The organism is Achromobacter sp. HZ01 (assembly GCF_003267925.1).
Lineage (GTDB): Bacteria > Pseudomonadota > Gammaproteobacteria > Burkholderiales > Burkholderiaceae_B > Achromobacter > Achromobacter pulmonis_A.
Genome location: NZ_LWKV01000002.1, coordinates 576,279 through 591,831, shown reverse-complemented (window position 1 = coordinate 591,831; position 15,553 = coordinate 576,279). Strand labels below are relative to the sequence as shown.

Sequence of the window (15,553 nt, the reverse complement as noted above, 5' to 3'; positions counted from 1 at the left end):
TGGTGCTGCTCGGCATATCAATCAAGTTCGTTTTCATCGGGCAGGCTCTCCAGGGCCGGGAGGCGGTTGCATGCGCCGCCTGACGCTACGTTTCATCATTGCCATCCTGGCGCTGCTGACGCTGTCGCGCCTGGGCCTGGCCTTCTGGATGTGGGACCGGGTGCAGGCCGCCGGCGGACTCGGTCCCCTGCTGCTGGGCGGCCTGCGCATCGACGTGTGCCTGATGTCCATGGTGATCGCGCTGCCCGCGGTGCTGTCGCCCTGGTTCGGGCACCGGCCGCTGGCCGCGCGCATCACGGCCTGGTGGTTCCGCGTCTGGTGGATGCTGTATGTGCTGCTGGAAGTCTCCACGCCGCAGTTCATCGCCGAATACGACACGCGGCCGAACCGGCTGTACTTCATCTACCTGCTCAACCCGAAGGAAGTCGGGTCCATGCTTTGGCAGGGCTACAAGGGCGTGCTGTTCACCGCGCTGGTGGTGCTGGTGCTGGCCGCGTGGATCGCGGTCAGGCTGTTCCCGACCCGCGCCCGCGATCCTTTCATGGCGTGGTGGAAGCGGCCGCTGGCTTCGTTCGTGATCCTGGCGCTGGTGTTCCTGGGCGCGCGCGGCACGCTGGAGCACCGGCCGATCAACCCCGCCAAGGTCGCGTTCAGCTCCGACGCGATGGTCAACGCGCTGGCGCTGAATTCGCTTTACAGCGTGTTCGACGCCGCCTACCGCATGCGCGACGAACGCTCGTCGGCCGCCATGTATCCCAGGATGCCGGTCGACGAAATGAACGCCATCGTGCGCGAGAAGGCCGGCATGGCCGGCGCGCCGCTGGACCCGCGCTATCCCAGCCTGCACGAACAAAAGGCCACGGTGCGCCGCGACAAGCCCCTGAACGTGGTCATCATCCTGCAGGAAAGCCTGGGCGCGCAGTACGTGGGCAGCCTGGGCGGGCGCGACCTGACGCCGAACCTCGACCGGCTGGGCAAGGAGGGCTGGATGTTCCACCGCGCCTACGCCACCGGCACGCGCTCGGTGCGCGGGATCGAGGCGGTGACCACGGGCTTTCCGCCCAGCGTGGCCGACGCGGTGGTGAAGCTGCCGCGTTCGCAGACCGGCTTCTTCACGCTGGCGCAGCTGCTGGGCAAGCACGGCTACCGCTCGCGCTTCGTGTACGGCGGCGAATCGCACTTCGACAACATGCGCGCCTTCTTCCTGGGCAACGGCTTCGATGAAATCGTGGACCGCTCCAAGTTCGTGGACCCGGTGTTCGAAGGCTCGTGGGGCGCGTCCGACGAAGACATGTTCAACCAGGTCGACCGCCTGCTGCGCGCCGACGGCGACAAGCCGGTGTTCACGCTGGCGTTCTCGGTCACCAACCACTCGCCCTGGGAATACCCCGCCGGGCGCATCACGCCGGTGGGCGATCCCGCCACGGTGGACAACACGGTGCGCTACGCGGACTGGGCGCTGGGGCAGTTCTTCGACAAGGCCAGGCAGGCGCCGTACTGGAACAACACCGTGTTTCTGGTGATCGCCGATCACGATTCGCGCGTCTATGGCTCGATTCCGGTGCCGGTGCGGCATTTCCAGATCCCGGCGCTGATCCTGGGGGCGGGCATCGCGCCGCGCCAGGACCAGCGCCTGGTCAGCCAGATCGACATGGCGCCCACGCTGCTCTCGCTGATCGGGCTGGACAACGTCAACCCGATGCTGGGGGCGGACCTGACGCAGCGCGATCCGAACCGGGCCATCATGCAGTACGCGGACAACTTCGGTTACCTCCAGGGCGACAAGCTGCTGGTGCTGGAGCCGTCCAAGTCGCCCAAGGAATTCCGCTACGAGGCCGCGCCGGTGGGCCGCGACGAGGTCTACGAGCCGGTGCTGCCGGCGGACCCGCAGCTCACGCGGGAAGCCCTGGCGCACGCGCTGTGGGCCAGCTGGGCCTATCGCGAAGAGAAATACCGTCTGCCCTGAGGCCAGGCCGGCCGGGACGGGGCGCTGCCCCATGCCGGCCGGCTTGATCGCGCGCAAGCCGTTTTTCGCGCGCCGGCCGCACACTGGCGTCCATGCATATTCCAGACCATTCCTCAGCGGACCGCTCCGCGGACCCGGCCCGCGCGGCCGATCTCGCCGACGCGCTGCCGCGGCGCACGTCCCGGCGCCGTCCCTTGCCCGTGCCGCGCGGCCGGCTGGCCTGGCTGACCGGCGTGGTCAGCGTGGCGCTGCTGGCCGCCAGCACGCTGTTCTGGTGCCTGCTGCTGTTTCCGGTGGCGCTGCTCAAGCTGCTGCTGCCGTTCGCCGCGGTCAGGCGGCTGGTCGATCCGGTGCTCAACGCCATCGCCACCGCCTGGGTGTCGTGCAACGCGGGCTGGCTGGCCTGGATACAGCACGCGCCCTGGGACGTGCGCGGCAACGCCGGGCTGCGCTACGCCGACTGGTACTTGGTCAATTGCAACCACCAGTCCTGGGTCGACATCTTCGTCCTGCAGCGCACGCTGAACCGGCGCATTCCGCTTCTGAAGTTCTTTCTCAAGCAGCAGCTGATCTACGTGCCGGTGATCGGGCTGGCGTGGTGGGCGCTGGATTTTCCGTTCATGAAGCGCCACGGCAAGGCCGAACTACGCCGCAATCCGGCGCTGGGGCGCGAGGACCAGGAAGCCGCGAGGCGCGCCTGCGCCAAGTTTTCGCTGGTGCCGACCAGCGTGATGGTATTTGCCGAAGGCACGCGCTTCAGCGAAGCCAAGCGCGTCGCGCAGTCCTCGCCGTACCGCCATCTGCTCAAGCCCAAGGCGGGCGGGCTGGCGGTGGCGCTGAACGCCATGGGCGCGCGCTTCCGCTCGATGATAGACGCCACCATCGTTTATCCCGAGGGCATACCCAGCTTCTGGGATTTCGCCTGCGGCCGCGCGGGCCCCGTGGCCGTGCGCATGAGGCAGCTGCCGGTGCCGCCGGCCTTCTGCGAGGCCGACTATTCCCGCGACAAGGCCTTTCGCGCCACCTTCCACCATTGGCTGGGGGAGCAGTGGCAGGCCAAGGACGACGAGATCGAGCGGCTGATGGCGCGCCGCCCCGACTGAGCGCGCGCGCCGCCGCCTTCGATTACATGCGCGCCGGCAGCACGGTGCCCGAGCTTTCGCCAAAGCCGATGCGCGGATAGCCCGCCTTCACGCATTCGGCGCGGATGATGATCTGGTCGCCGTCCTGCAGGAAGGTGCGCTTTTCGCCCCAGGGCAGCTCGATCGGCGTCTTGCCGCCGTTGCTCAGCTCCAGCAGCGAACCGGCCTCGGACGGCTGCGGACCCGACAGGGTGCCCGTGCCCAGCAGGTCGCCCGGCTGCAGGTTGCAGCCGTTGACCGTGTGGTGCGTGACCAGCTGCGCCACGTTCCAGTAGGCGTCGCGGAAGTTGCTGCTCGACAGTTCGGCGGGCGGCAGTTGTTCGGCGCGCGACTTGTCGGTGGCCATCAGCACGTGCATCTGCACGTCGAAAGCGCCCTTGGCGCGGTTGGCGTCGGACGACAGGTAGGGCAGCGGCTGCGGTTCGGACGGGCCGCGCACCCATTGGGTGCGGAACGGCTCCAGCGCTTCCATGGTGACGACCCAGGGCGAAATCGTGGAGGCGAAATTCTTGGACAGGAAGGGCCCCAGCGGCTGGTATTCCCAGGCCTGGATGTCGCGCGCCGACCAGTCGTTCAGGATGCACAGGCCGAACACGTGCGATTCGGCGTCGGCCAGGCCGATACGCTCGCCCTGGGGATTGCCGGTGCCCACGAAGATGCCCAGCTCCAGCTCGTAGTCCAGGCGGGCGCAGGGGCCGAACTGCGGCGTTTCGCCTTCGTTGGCCGGGCGGGTCTGGCCGACCGGGCGCGGGAACTTCTGGTCCACGCCGATGCTGGAGGCGCGGCCGTGGTAGCCGATGGGCACCCACTTGTAGTTCGGCAGCAGGGGATTGTCGGGGCGGAACTGCTTGCCCACCGCGGTGGCGTGGTGCACCGAGATGTAGAAGTCGGTGTAGTCGCCGATGCGCGCCGGCGTGGCGTATTCCGCGTCGGCCTGGGCCACCAGCAGCGGCTCGACGGTGGCGCGCAGCGCCGCGCCTTCGCGCAGCGCGCGCGACAGCGCCAGGCGCAGCGCGCTCCAGTGGGCCTGGCCCAGCGCCATCAGCCCGTTCAGGCTGTCGCAGGCGCAGGCGGCCAGCGCTTGCGCGGCCTGGCCTTCGAAGGGCTGCTTGGCGGCCAGCGCCGACAGGTCCAGGATCTGGTCGCCGATGGCGACGCCCACGCGGAACGGCTCGGCCGAGCCCTTGCGGCGGAACGACGCGTAGGGCAGGTTCTGCACCGGGAAATCCGAGACGCCCGTGTTGGCGCTGGCGACCCAGCTCTTCAAGGACGGGTCGTGGGTTTCATTGATGGGGGTAGTCATGGCTGCGTGTCTCTCTGTGTAGTGATGGGGTGGCCGTGGCCGGACAAATGCCAAACGGCGATGCGCTTGCGCGCATCGCCGCATACGGGGAAAACCGGAGCTTTCCCGTCACGCCTTGCTGGGGTCGAAGTGCTTGGCCAGGCCCTGCCAGCAGCGGTAATAGTCGCCCTGCAATTCTACCGAGGCCAGCGCCTGTTCCGTCGGGCGGATCACGCGGCGCGTCTCGAACATGAACGCCATCGTGTCGCGGATGTAGTGCGCCTTGCCGGTGTCGGCGTGCGAGGCCTTCTCGAAGGTTTCCGCGTCCGGCCCGTGGCCGCTCATGCAATTGTGCAGGCTGGCGCCGCCGGGGGCGAAGCCGTCGGCCTTGGCGTCGTAGACGCCCTGGATCAGGCCCATGAATTCGCTGGCGACGTTGCGGTGGAACCAGGGCGGACGGAAGGTGTTCTCCATGGCCAGGATGCGCGGCGGGAAGATCGCGAAGTCCATGTTGGCCGTGCCCGGGGTGTCCGAGGGCGCGGTCAGCACCGTGAAGATCGACGGGTCCGGATGGTCGTAGCTGATCGAGCCGATGGTGTTGAAGTTGCGCAGGTCGTACTTGTACGGCGCATGCGTGCCGTGCCAGGCCACCACGTTCAGGGGCGAATGGTCGATGGCGGCGCGCCAGAAGCCGCCGGTGAACTTGGCGATCAGCTCGAAATCGCCTTCCACGTCCTCGTACCAGGCCACCGGCGTCTTGAAGTCGCGCGAATTGGCCAGGCAGTTCGAACCGATGGGGCCCAGTTCGGGCAGGCGCAGCGCCGCGCCGAAGTTCTCCAGCATGTAGCCGCGCGCCGAGCCGTCCAGCAGTTCGACGCGGAAGCGCACGCCGCGCGGGATGACCGCGATTTCCAGCGGCTCCAGGTCGATCAGGCCGAGTTCCGTGGCCAGGCGCAGGCGGCCCTGCTGCGGCACCAGCAGCAGCTCGCCGTCGGCGTCGTAGAAATAGCGGCCCTGCATAGAGCGGTTGGCCGCGTACAGGTGAATGCCCACGCCGCCCTTTTCGTCGGGGCCGCCGTTGCCGCCCCAGGTCTTGATGCCTTCCAGGAAGTCGGTGGGGGCTTCGGGAATGGGCATCGGGCTCCAGCGCAGCTGGTTCGGCGTCACCGGACCGTGGCCGAAGGCGCTGAGCCAGCCCGCGGCGCCGGCGTAGGGCTCGAAGGGTTTGTGCTGCGCGCCAGGACGGATGCGGTAGAGCCAGGAGCGGCGGTTCTCGCTGCGCGGCGCGGTGAAGGCGGTGCCCGACAGCTGCTCGGCGTACAGGCCGTAAGGGCATTGCTGGGGCGAATTGCGGCCCAGCGGCAGCGCGCCGGGCAGGGCCTCGGTGGCGCAATCGTTGCCGAAGCCGGTCTGGTATTGCAGTTCCATTGAATCCTCCTGGGCGGCGGCGCGGTGCATGGCCGCGCGGCCTGTTTCAGAGACAAGCCCCGCGGCGCGGCCGAGGGGCGATACCTTATTGTCGGAAAAAAACCCTCTTGCGGCTACGGGAATGTAAAAATAGAGACTATAAATTTTGTGAATAACAGGAACCCTCATGGCCGAGCTGCGCGACGTCGATCTGAACCTGCTGCTGCTGTTCCAGCACCTGCTGGAGGACCGCAACCTGTCGGCCGTGGCGCGCCGCATGGACCTGTCGCAGCCGGCGGTCAGCAACGGCCTGCGGCGCCTGCGCGAAGCCTTTGGCGACGATCTGTTCGTGCGCACCGGACAGGGCATGCTGCCCACGCCGCGCGCGCAGCGCCTGGCCGGGCCGGTCAGCGAGGCGCTGACCGTGCTGTCGCAGGCGCTGCGCGACCAGGAAGTGTTCGACGCCGCCACCAGCACGCGCCGCTTCCGGGTCGCGATGACGGACGTGGGCGAGATCCATTTCATGCCCAGGCTGATGGAGGTCTGCGTGCAGGTCGCGCCGCACGTGCGCATCGATTCGGTGCGCGTGCAGGGCCCGGACCTGCCGCGCGAAATGGAATCCGGCCGCGTCGACCTGGCCATCGGCGCCTTCGACGAAATGGGCGCCGGCACGCTGCAGCGCATGCTGTTTCGCCAGGGCTACGCCACGCTGTTCCGCCAGGCGCACCCGACCGCGCACGCCGGCATGGGCATCAAGGCGTTCCGCGCCGAGCGCCACCTGATCGTCTCGCGCGCCGCGCCCTATGGGCAGGTCAACCAGTCCATGGAGCGCGCGGGCGTGGACCTGGCCGAGCATTTCAGCGTCCCGCACTTCTCCGCGGTGCCGTACATCGTCAGCGCCACCGACCTGCTGGCCACCGTGCCCGAAAAACTCGCCGCCAGCGCCGCGCCGCCTTTCGGGTTGCGCTTCATGACGCCGCCGATAAAAGTGCCCGCGCTGCAGACCAATATGTACTGGCAGCGCAGGGTGGACCGGGACAGCGGGAACCAGTGGCTGAGGGGGGTGATCGTGGATACGTTCGCGGTGGGGCGGTGAGGGGGGTGTCTCTTGCCACGAAAGGCGGCGGCTGGCGCCGCCTGATGGGTTTCGCGCGTTCGATGATTGGGTTCTTGGCTATGGATTCTCGCGCTGCACCCATCCTACGGGGCGACGGATGCGCGGGCGTGTTGTAGCGCTTCGCGCAGCACGGCCATGTCGCCCAGGTGGTTGGCCAGCAGCAGGATCAGCGCGGCGTTCAGTTCCTGGCTTTGCTCGTTGCTGAGGTCGCGGTGCGTGTCGATCAGCGCTTCGTAGAAGTCGTCCGGCGCGGGCAGGTTGGTTTCGGTAATCAGCATGATGTGTGGCCCCAGGAGTTCAGGCGCGGCCGGTGGCGCGGTTGACGGCCGCGGCGATGGCGGCGGCATCGAAGGCGCGCCAGCGCGCCGCGATGTGCTGGTCGGGTCGGATCAGGTAGGCGGTGCCGGGCTGCGCGTCGTAGCGCTGGCCCAGGCAACCCTCGCGGTCGATCACCGCCGGCAGCTCGCCGGGCAGCGCCGACAGGTCGCATTGCGGGCCGGCCACCAGCACGGCCTTGACCGGCACCGGCGCCAGGCGCAGCGCCTGCAGGGCCTGCAGCGTGTCGCGGCCGGGCAGGGCGTCGCCGCAGAAGAGCGCCAGCACGAACTCGCCGTCCAGTTGTCCCAGCCACCAGTCCGGCGCGCCGCGCGACTCGATCGGCGCGTCCAGCGCCACCGCGCCCGGCACCATGCGGCCGGAGAAGGCGTCGGCGTCCGGCGTGTTCAGCGGCGAGCCGGCGTACGTGGCCGGCAGCGACAGGCGGCCGCTGTTGACCAGCGAGCGCGCGAAGGGATGGGTCTTGGCCAGGTTCAGCACCGCGTTGCGGAAGCTGCGGCTGACGTCGCTCTTGGGCGTGATGAAATCGGTGGCGCGCGAGGAGTTCAGGATGTTCTCGTCGGCGGCGTATTCGCGTTCGACGGCGTAGCTGTCGATCAGCGTTTCGGGCGCCCGGCCGGCCAGCACCAGCTTCAGCTTCCACGCCAGGTTTTCCGCGTCCTGCACGCCGCTGTTGGCGCCGCGCGCGCCGAACGGCGAAACGCGGTGCGCCGAGTCGCCGGCGAACACGATGCGGCCGTGGCGGAACTTGTCCATGCGCTCACAGGCGAAGGTGTAGACGCTGACCCATTCCAGCTCGAAACCCGTGTCCGGGCCGAGCAGGGCGCGGATGCGCGGCAGCACGTTCTCCGGCTTGACGGCCTCGACCGGGTCGGCGTTCCAGCCCAGCTGGAAGTCGATGCGCCAGACGTTGTCGGGCTGGCGGTGCAGCAGCACGGACTGGTTGGGATGGAAGGGCGGGTCGAACCAGAACCAGCGTTCGGTCGGGAAGTCGGCCTGCATCTTGACGTCGGCGATCAGGAAGCGGTCGCGGAAGATGCGGCCGTGGCTTTCCTGGCCGATCAGCTTGCGCACCGGCGAACGCGCGCCGTCGCAGGCCACCAGCCAGTCCGCGTGCAGCCGGTAGGCGCCGTCGGGCGTCTCCACGCTCAGCGTCACGCCGTCCTCGCCGTGCTCCACGGCCACGACCTTGTTTTTCCAGCGCAGCTCGATGTTCGGTTCCTGGCTCGCCTGCTCGTACAGATAGCCTTCGGCGTAATACTGCTGCAGGTTGATGAAGGCCGGGCGGCGGTGGCCGGGTTCGGGCAGCAGGTCGAAGCGCCAGACTTCCTGCTCGCGGAAGAAGACCTTGCCCACGTTCCACGACACGCCTTTGTCCATCATGCGCTGGCCCACGCCCAGGCGGTCCCAGATCTCCAGCGTGCGCTTGGAAAAACAGATGGCGCGCGAGCCGGTGGACAGGCGGTAGTCGTCGTCCAGCAGCACCACGCGCACGCCCTGGCGGGCCAGGTCCAGCGCCGTGGTCAGCCCGACCGGGCCGGCGCCCACGATGACGACCCGGTGCCGCGCCAATTCGCTGGCTTCCTGGTCGGCGTGCTTTTCATAGGCGAACTCCATCGCCTGGAAATCGATGTCTCCCACGGTTGTCTCCTGTGTGGGTCGTTTTGCTTTTATGCGCGGCATCGGCGCGCCGCGCTGCGGCGCGCTGTACCGGTTCCTGCGATGGCGGGGCCGCGGCTCGCGGCCCGCGGGCTCAGCCCTCCAGCTGCGCCCACATCTCCAGGTCGCGCTTGTCGGTCCAGATGCGCGGATCGTTGTAGCCGGTGGCCTCGTCGTAGGCGCGCGACACGTCGAACGGCATGCAGTGGTCGAAGATCACCCAGTCGCTGTAGCGCGGCTTCATGAAGTCGTAGACCTCGCGGTAGATCGTCTTCAGGTCCTTGCCCTCGGCCACGCCGCGGTTGACCGCGCCGTACAGGTCGGTCAGGAAGGCGCGCGTGCCGGCCAGGCCCTGGCGGACCTCGGTGGCGTTCTTCAGCGCCGGGCCGCGGCCGGGCACCATCTTTTCGGCCTCGAAGCCGGCCAGCGTGTCCAGCGTGGTCGGCCAGTCGCGGAAATAGGCGTCGCCGCAGTAGGGCGTGGACTGGTATTCGACCAGGTCGCCGGCGAACAGGATCTTCTGCTCGGGCAGCCAGGCAATGGTGTCGCCCTTGGTGTGGCCGCGGCCCACCTGCAGCAGCTTGACTTCCAGATTGCCCAGGTTGACGGTCATTTCGCCCTTGAACGTCATGGTCGGCCAGACCAGGCCGGGCGGAATCGATTCGGCGTTGCGGAACAGGCGCGGGAAGCGGCCGATCTCGCTGGCCTTGTCCTGCTCGCCGCGCTCGGCGATCAGGTCGTAGGTGTCGCGGCTGGCCAGGATTTCCTGGGCGTTGTAGGCCGACGCGCCGAACACGCGCACCGCGTGGTAGTGCGACAGCAGGATGTACTTGATGGGCTTGTCGGTGACTTCGCGGATGCGGCGGATCACGTCCTGGGCCATGACCGGCGTGGCCTGGGTGTCGACCACCATGACGGCCTCGTCGCCGATGATCACGCCCGTGTTGGGGTCGCCTTCGGCGGTGTAGGCATAGGCGTTGTCGGACAGTTTTTCGAACGAGACGACCTTGTCTGCCAGGTCGGCGTGCGAGGCGAATTGCTTGCTCATGGAGGCTCCTTCCGCTTTTATAGGAATAGGGGTGTGGAAGGAATATAGCCCGGCGTTAGTGTTTGTGCAATACGTTTGCTATAAACAAATATCCCTGTTTTTACAGGGATTTCCCGTGGATTGCGTGGCGGCGCCGGCTCAGTTTCTCTGGCATTTCGGACAGTAGTACGTGGCGCGCTGGCCCTGCACGAAGCGCCGGATCGGCGTGGCGCAGACCCGGCACGGCTGGCCCTCGCGTTCGTAGACCGCGGCGTGGATCTGGAAGTAGGCGCCCGGCTCGCCGGTGGCCCCGACATAGTCGCGCAGCGTGCTGCCGCCCGAGGTCAGGGCGTCGGCCAGGGTGGCGCGCACCATGTCGGCCAGCCGCTCGCAGCGGGCCGCCGACAGCTTGTTGGCCGGCGTCTTGGGGTTGATGCGGGCGCGGAACAGGCTTTCCGACGCATAGATATTGCCCACGCCCACCACCGCCATGCCGGCCAGCAGCACCTGCTTGACGGCCGCGCCGTGGTTCTTGAAGTGGCGGTGCAGCCAGGCGCCGTCGAAACGCGGATCGAAGGGTTCGATGCCCAGCTTGGCCAGCAGCGGATGGGCTTCGATGGGGCCGTCGGCCTGCGGATGCCACAGCACCGCGCCGAAGCGCCGCGGATCGTGCAGCCGCAGCACCGCCTGGTCGAAAACCCACTCGACGTGGTCGTGCTTGCGCAGGAATTCCCCCGGGGGCACGCTGCGCAGCGACCCCGACATGCCCAGATGCACTATCTGGGTGCCATGCTCGAAGCGCAGCAGCAGATACTTGCCGCGGCGCGCGCATTCCAGCACCGCGCGCCCGCCGACCAGCGCCGGCAAATCGGGCGGTATCGGCCAGCGCATGCGGGATTCATGGATGACCAGCCGCTGCAGGGTGCGGCCGGTGATGACGGCGTCGATTCCCCGACGCGTGGTTTCGACTTCAGGCAGTTCCGGCATGAGCCAGTGTAAGATCATCAATTGCGTGTACGAAGATTGTGCCATCAACCGGACGGGCCGCGTGAAGTCGTCTTTCAAACCAATGAACCTCGGGATTGCCGCGCTGGCCGTTGCGCTGGCAGCAATACTGACCCCGCCGGCGCAGGCCGCCGACAGCCGGACCCGCGATGCGACCGGCCCCCGCATGGCGCCCCAGAGCCGTCAGCCTGAAACCGAGGTGATCCGCCTGCGTCCAGGCCAGTTACCCTATGTATCGCTGACCGCCGACATCTTTTATCGCGTGCTGGCCTCCGAGATCGCCGCGCAGCGCGGCATGTACGGTTCGGCGGCCGCCACCATGCTGTCCCTGGCCCGAGACACCAGTGATCCGCGCCTGGCGCGCCGCGCCCTGGAGTTCCAGCTCGCCGGCGGCAACCTGCCCGGCGCGCTTGAAGCCGCGCGGGTCTGGGCGCGCCTGTCGCCCAACGACGTGGAGGCCAGTTCGACCGAGCTGGCGCTGGCCGCGGCCAACGGCCAGACCAAAGGCCTGTCGCAGGCGCTGCGCAACCGCATCGACGCCTCGCGCGACAAGACCGCCGCCATCGGGCAGGCCCTGGCCGTGCTCAGCCGCCTCAACGACCGCCGCCTGGCCCTGCGCATCCTCGACGAATCCTTCAGCGACAGCGTGCGCAAGCTGCCCGCCGCGCACCTGGCGCTGGCCGACGTGGCCTCCGCCGCCGGCGACTACCCGCGCGCCGCCCAGGAGGCGCGCGCCGCGCTGGCCGGCGAGCCCCGCTCCGAGGCGGCCGCGCTGCGCGTGCTGGAATACGGCGCCAAGATCGATCCGCAGCGCGCGCAGGCCGAGGCCCGCGCCTACATCGCCCGCAATCCCAACGCCCGCAAGGTGCGCCTGATGCTGGCCGGCCAACTGGCCGACGGCGGCGACTACAACGGCGCGCTGGCCGAACTGCAGGCCATGTCGCGCCGCGCCCCGGAAGATTTCGACCTGCTCTTCATGCAGGCCCAGCTCGCCTACAAGGCCGGCCAGCTGCCGCAGGCCAAATCGCTGCTGCAGCAGTACCTGGACGTGCAGAACCAGCGCCAGCGCGCCACCGTGCCGGGCGCCACCGACGCCGGCGCGGCCGCCGCCGACGCCCACGTGCTGCTGGCCCGCATCGCCGAGGACCAGGGCCAGTACGACGACGCCATCGCCGAACTCGGCCGCATCGACGATCCGACCCTGCGCTATTCCGTGCGCATGCGCCAGGCGGTGCTGCGCGCCAAGAGCGGCAACGTCGACGGCGCGCTCTCCATGATCGACGCCGCCGGCCCCCAGGACGACGAGGAACGCACGCTGGGCGTGCTGACCAAGGCCCAGATCCTGCGCGACGCCGATCGCGTATCGCAGGCCGTCTCGGTGCTCGAAGAGGCCGACCAGGCCATGCCGGACACGGTCGAGATCAAATACGAACTGGCCATGCTCTACGAGCGCCAGAACCGCCTCGCCGACCTGGAGCGCATGCTGCGCCAGGTCATCGCGCTGGACCCCGACCACGCGCACGCCTACAACGCGCTGGGCTACACGCTGGCCGACCACAACCAGCGCCTGTCCGAGGCCCTGGACCTGATCACCCAGGCGCTGGAGCTGGCGCCCAACGATCCTTTCATCCTGGACAGCATGGGCTGGGTCAAGTACCGGATGGGCGACTCCACCGCCGCCGCCGACTACCTGCGCCGCGCCTACAGCGTGCGTCCCGAGGCCGATATCGCGGCCCACCTGGCCGAAGTGCTCTGGAGCCAGGGCAAGCGCGACCAGGCCGTGGAACTGCTGCGCGCCGCCAAGCAGAAGGACCCGAAGAACAAGACCGTCCAGGACGTGATCAAGCGCCTGGGGGTCGGGTTGTGACGCCGGCGATCCTGCATGCGCGCCGGGCCGCGGCGCTGTTGCGCTGGGCCTTGATGGCGCTGCTGGCGGCCCTGCTTGCCGCCTGCACCACGCCCAAGCCCATCGAAGGCGCCGGCGCCGACGCGTTTTCCCGCGTCGGCCGTTTCGCGCTCACGGTCAACGAGGCCGGCGGCCAGCAGAACGCGGTGCAGGGCGGTTTCTCGTGGTCCGACGACGGCCGCCGCTACGTGCTCGACCTGACCAATCCGCTGGGCTCCACCGAAGCCCGCGTCGAAGGCCGCCCCGGCGCGGCCACACTCACCAAGGCCGACGGCACGCGCTACGTGGCCGACAATCCCGACGGCCTGGCCGCGGAAGTCCTGGGCAGCAGCGTGCCGGTGTCGGGCCTGCGCGATTGGCTGCGCGGCAAGCTGGCCGCGCAACCGCAGGCCTCCGACGTCACCAGCGACGAGCTGGGCCGCCCCGTGGCCTTCGAACAGGGCGGCTGGCGCGCGCGCCTGTCGCGCTACGACGCGCTCGGCCCGCAACTGCTGGTCCTGGAACGCCAGGAGCCGGGCCGCCGCATCATGCTGCGGCTGGTCGTCAACCAATCCTCGTAGGGGCCGACGGCCCCGTTTCGCCGTGACGCTTTACGACGTACCCGCACCCGCCAAGCTCAATCTGTTCCTGCATGTCGTGGGCCGGCGGGCCGACGGCTATCACCTGCTGCAGACCGTCTTCCGCTTCATCGACCTGTGCGATACGCTGCATTTCGACGTGCGCGCAGACGGCGTCATCAGCCGCGCCGCGGACCTGCCCGGCGTGCCGCCGGAACAGGACCTGACCCTGCGCGCCGCGCATGCGCTGCAACGGGCGACCGGCACCCGCATGGGCGCGCAGATCGCGCTGGAGAAGCGCATACCGCAAGGCGGCGGCCTGGGCGGCGGTTCGAGCGACGCCGCCAGCGTGCTGATCGCGCTGAACCGCCTGTGGAACACGGGCCTGTCGCGCGAGGAACTGATGAAGCTGGCCTTGCCGCTGGGCGCCGACGTGCCGGTCTTCGTGTTCGGCCAGTCCGCGTTCGCGCAGGGCGTGGGCGACGAACTCAGCGCCGTCGAACTGCCGGAACGCGCCTATCTGGTGGCGCAGCCGGACGCCAGCGTGCCGACCGCTGAAATTTTTTCCGCACCGGATTTGACAAGAGATTCTTCTTACATCACAATAGCGGACTTTCTTGCTTCGCCAACGTTCTGCTTCGGCAGGAACGATTTGGAGCAGGTGGTCTACCGCCTTTACCCAGAAGTGCTTGGGGCGTCGCGGTGGCTTGCTGAACAGCTGAAGCCTCAGGGCATCGCGGTTCGCATGTCGGGATCTGGCGCGTGTTTATACGCCGAGTTTTCCGAACTACCGCAGGCCGTTTTGGCGAAAACAGAAATTACCGCTATAATGCGCGGCGCTGATAAAAAAATCAGTCAAACGCATCCACGGTTTCGGTTAGTGCAGGCATGTACTGGATTAGCTGAACATCCGTTGCGGAATTGGATTGCAAGATAGTTGGGGAGTCGCCAAGCTGGTTAAGGCACCGGATTTTGATTCCGGCATGCGAAGGTTCGAATCCTTCCTCCCCAGCCAACCGAATACATAACAAAGCTGTTGAACAAGCCCGTAAGACACTGGCCCTGGTTCAGCAGCTTTTTTATTTTCCGGATCGGCTGGTGTTCCATATCACCCCGCATCACTCGTCAGTGTCTTAAACGACCATCGCATCATCCATCATGGCAAACGATAGCTTCATGATTTTCACGGGCACCGCCAATACGCGGCTGGCCGTGGACGTAGTCAACCATCTCGATATGTCCCTGGGCAAGATGACCGTCGGTCGCTTCTCGGACGGCGAGGTGATGGTCGAGATCAACGAGAACGTGCGCGGCAAGGACGTCTTCGTCCTGCAGCCCACCTGTGCCCCTACCAATGACAACCTGATGGAAATCATGGTGATGGTCGATGCGCTGCGCCGCGCTTCCGCCGGCCGCATCACCGCCGCGATTCCCTATTTCGGCTATGCCCGCCAGGACCGCCGCCCGCGCTCGGCGCGCGTGGCCATCTCGGCCAAGGTCGTGGCCAACATGCTGCAAGTGGCCGGCGTCGACCGCGTGCTGACCATGGACCTGCACGCCGACCAGATCCAGGGCTTCTTCGACATCCCCGTGGACAACATCTACGCGGGCCCGATCCTGCTGGGCGACATCTGGCGCCGCAACTTCTCGAACCTGGTCGTCGTGTCCCCGGACATCGGCGGCGTGGTGCGGGCCCGCGCGCTGGCCAAGCAGCTCGAAGCCGACCTGGCCATCATCGACAAGCGCCGTCCGCGCGCCAACGTGTCCGAAGTGATGAACATCATCGGTGAAGTCGACGGCCGCACCTGCATCATCATGGACGACATGGTCGACACCGCCGGCACGCTGTGCAAGGCGGCCCAGGCCCTGAAGGACCGCGGCGCCGGCGCCGTCTACGCCTATTGCACGCACCCCGTGCTGTCGGGCGGCGCCATCGACCGCATCGAAGCGTCGGAACTGGACGAACTGGTCGTCACCGACACCATCCCGCTGTCCGAACAAGGCCAGGCCAGCGGCAAGATCCGCCAGCTGTCGTGCGCCGCGCTGCTGGGCGAGACCATCCTGCGCATTTCCAACGCGGAATCGGTCAGCTCGCTGTTCGTCGACTAAGCACCCCTTTTTTGCGTCTTGCTGGTCGCGGCAAGACGCA

At 67.9% G+C, this 15,553-nt stretch carries 13 protein-coding genes and 1 tRNA gene; 8 read left to right on the top strand and 6 right to left on the bottom strand.

Features of this window, described 5'->3' with window-relative positions; genetic code table 11:
• Positions 1–70 precede the first annotated feature (70 nt).
• Together A6B37_RS11865 and A6B37_RS11860 are read left to right on the top strand one after the other, a co-directional pair.
• The gene (locus A6B37_RS11865; protein WP_111825845.1) at positions 71–1,966 is read left to right on the top strand and encodes an LTA synthase family protein; all 1,896 of its coding nucleotides are present in this window, start codon (positions 71–73) and stop codon (positions 1,964–1,966) included.
• 92 nt (positions 1,967–2,058) lie between these two features.
• Positions 2,059–3,069, top strand: a complete 1,011-nt coding sequence (locus A6B37_RS11860; RefSeq protein ID WP_181390981.1) for an acyltransferase — start codon at positions 2,059–2,061, stop codon at positions 3,067–3,069.
• A gap of 22 nt (positions 3,070–3,091) precedes the next feature.
• On the opposite strand, the gene fahA is transcribed toward A6B37_RS11860, so the two are convergent.
• Together fahA and hmgA are read right to left on the bottom strand one after the other, a co-directional pair.
• Entirely contained in the window at positions 3,092–4,411 is a 1,320-nt protein-coding gene (gene fahA, locus A6B37_RS11855; protein WP_102774001.1) for a fumarylacetoacetase, read from the bottom strand.
• 108 nt (positions 4,412–4,519) lie between these two features.
• Entirely contained in the window at positions 4,520–5,818 is a 1,299-nt protein-coding gene (hmgA, locus tag A6B37_RS11850) for a homogentisate 1,2-dioxygenase (RefSeq protein ID WP_111826328.1), read from the bottom strand.
• A gap of 166 nt (positions 5,819–5,984) precedes the next feature.
• Here hmgA and A6B37_RS11845 point away from each other — a divergent pair, with 166 nt between their 5' ends.
• Positions 5,985–6,893, top strand: a complete 909-nt coding sequence (locus A6B37_RS11845) for a LysR family transcriptional regulator (RefSeq protein ID WP_102774000.1) — start codon at positions 5,985–5,987, stop codon at positions 6,891–6,893.
• 104 nt (positions 6,894–6,997) lie between these two features.
• On the opposite strand, the gene A6B37_RS11840 is transcribed toward A6B37_RS11845, so the two are convergent.
• From A6B37_RS11840 to mutM, 4 genes are all read right to left on the bottom strand, one after another.
• Entirely contained in the window at positions 6,998–7,195 is a 198-nt protein-coding gene (locus A6B37_RS11840; protein ID WP_102774178.1) for a DUF2783 domain-containing protein, read from the bottom strand.
• Between the two features lie 16 nt (positions 7,196–7,211).
• Positions 7,212–8,891 carry an FAD-dependent oxidoreductase gene (locus tag A6B37_RS11835; protein WP_111825844.1) on the bottom strand — a complete coding sequence of 560 codons (1,680 nt, stop codon included), beginning with the start codon at positions 8,889–8,891 and terminating at the stop codon, positions 7,212–7,214.
• A 112-nt stretch (positions 8,892–9,003) separates the two neighbouring features.
• Positions 9,004–9,957 carry an MBL fold metallo-hydrolase gene (locus tag A6B37_RS11830; protein WP_102773998.1) on the bottom strand — a complete coding sequence of 318 codons (954 nt, stop codon included), beginning with the start codon at positions 9,955–9,957 and terminating at the stop codon, positions 9,004–9,006.
• Positions 9,958–10,095: 138 nt separating this feature from the next.
• The gene (gene mutM, locus A6B37_RS11825) at positions 10,096–10,923 is read right to left on the bottom strand and encodes a bifunctional DNA-formamidopyrimidine glycosylase/DNA-(apurinic or apyrimidinic site) lyase (protein ID WP_102773997.1); all 828 of its coding nucleotides are present in this window, start codon (positions 10,921–10,923) and stop codon (positions 10,096–10,098) included.
• Here mutM and A6B37_RS11820 point away from each other — a divergent pair.
• The 5 genes from A6B37_RS11820 to A6B37_RS11800 all read left to right on the top strand — a co-directional run bounded on the left by A6B37_RS11820 (position 10,922) and on the right by A6B37_RS11800 (position 15,513).
• Entirely contained in the window at positions 10,922–12,808 is a 1,887-nt protein-coding gene (locus A6B37_RS11820) for a tetratricopeptide repeat protein (RefSeq protein WP_102773996.1), read from the top strand. The genes mutM and A6B37_RS11820 overlap by 2 nt on opposite strands.
• A gap of 53 nt (positions 12,809–12,861) precedes the next feature.
• Complete coding sequence (lolB, locus tag A6B37_RS11815) at positions 12,862–13,407, top strand: lipoprotein insertase outer membrane protein LolB (protein ID WP_111826327.1); 546 nt, start codon at positions 12,862–12,864, stop codon at positions 13,405–13,407.
• A 22-nt stretch (positions 13,408–13,429) separates the two neighbouring features.
• The gene (gene ispE, locus A6B37_RS11810) at positions 13,430–14,341 is read left to right on the top strand and encodes a 4-(cytidine 5'-diphospho)-2-C-methyl-D-erythritol kinase (RefSeq protein ID WP_111825843.1); all 912 of its coding nucleotides are present in this window, start codon (positions 13,430–13,432) and stop codon (positions 14,339–14,341) included.
• A 1-nt stretch (position 14,342) separates the two neighbouring features.
• Positions 14,343–14,419, top strand: a tRNA-Gln gene (locus A6B37_RS11805).
• A 143-nt stretch (positions 14,420–14,562) separates the two neighbouring features.
• Positions 14,563–15,513, top strand: coding sequence for a ribose-phosphate pyrophosphokinase (locus A6B37_RS11800; protein WP_006227587.1), 951 nt, complete (start codon positions 14,563–14,565; stop codon positions 15,511–15,513).
• The last annotated feature ends 40 nt before the right edge of the window (positions 15,514–15,553 follow it).

What these genes read in the sequence shown, in the direction of transcription:
- A6B37_RS11860 (WP_181390981.1), top strand. Translation starts at nt 2,059, where the DNA reads ATGCATATTCCAGACCATTCCTCAGCGGACCGCTCCGCGGACCCGGCC.
- fahA (WP_102774001.1), bottom strand. Translation starts at nt 4,411, where the DNA reads ATGACTACCCCCATCAATGAAACCCACGACCCGTCCTTGAAGAGCTGG.
- A6B37_RS11800 (WP_006227587.1), top strand. Translation starts at nt 14,563, where the DNA reads ATGGCAAACGATAGCTTCATGATTTTCACGGGCACCGCCAATACGCGG.
- A6B37_RS11820 (WP_102773996.1), top strand. Translation starts at nt 10,922, where the DNA reads ATGAGCCAGTGTAAGATCATCAATTGCGTGTACGAAGATTGTGCCATC.
- mutM (WP_102773997.1), bottom strand. Translation starts at nt 10,923, where the DNA reads ATGCCGGAACTGCCTGAAGTCGAAACCACGCGTCGGGGAATCGACGCC.
- hmgA (WP_111826328.1), bottom strand. Translation starts at nt 5,818, where the DNA reads ATGGAACTGCAATACCAGACCGGCTTCGGCAACGATTGCGCCACCGAG.
- lolB (WP_111826327.1), top strand. Translation starts at nt 12,862, where the DNA reads ATGGCGCTGCTGGCGGCCCTGCTTGCCGCCTGCACCACGCCCAAGCCC.
- A6B37_RS11865 (WP_111825845.1), top strand. Translation starts at nt 71, where the DNA reads ATGCGCCGCCTGACGCTACGTTTCATCATTGCCATCCTGGCGCTGCTG.
- A6B37_RS11830 (WP_102773998.1), bottom strand. Translation starts at nt 9,957, where the DNA reads ATGAGCAAGCAATTCGCCTCGCACGCCGACCTGGCAGACAAGGTCGTC.
- A6B37_RS11845 (WP_102774000.1), top strand. Translation starts at nt 5,985, where the DNA reads ATGGCCGAGCTGCGCGACGTCGATCTGAACCTGCTGCTGCTGTTCCAG.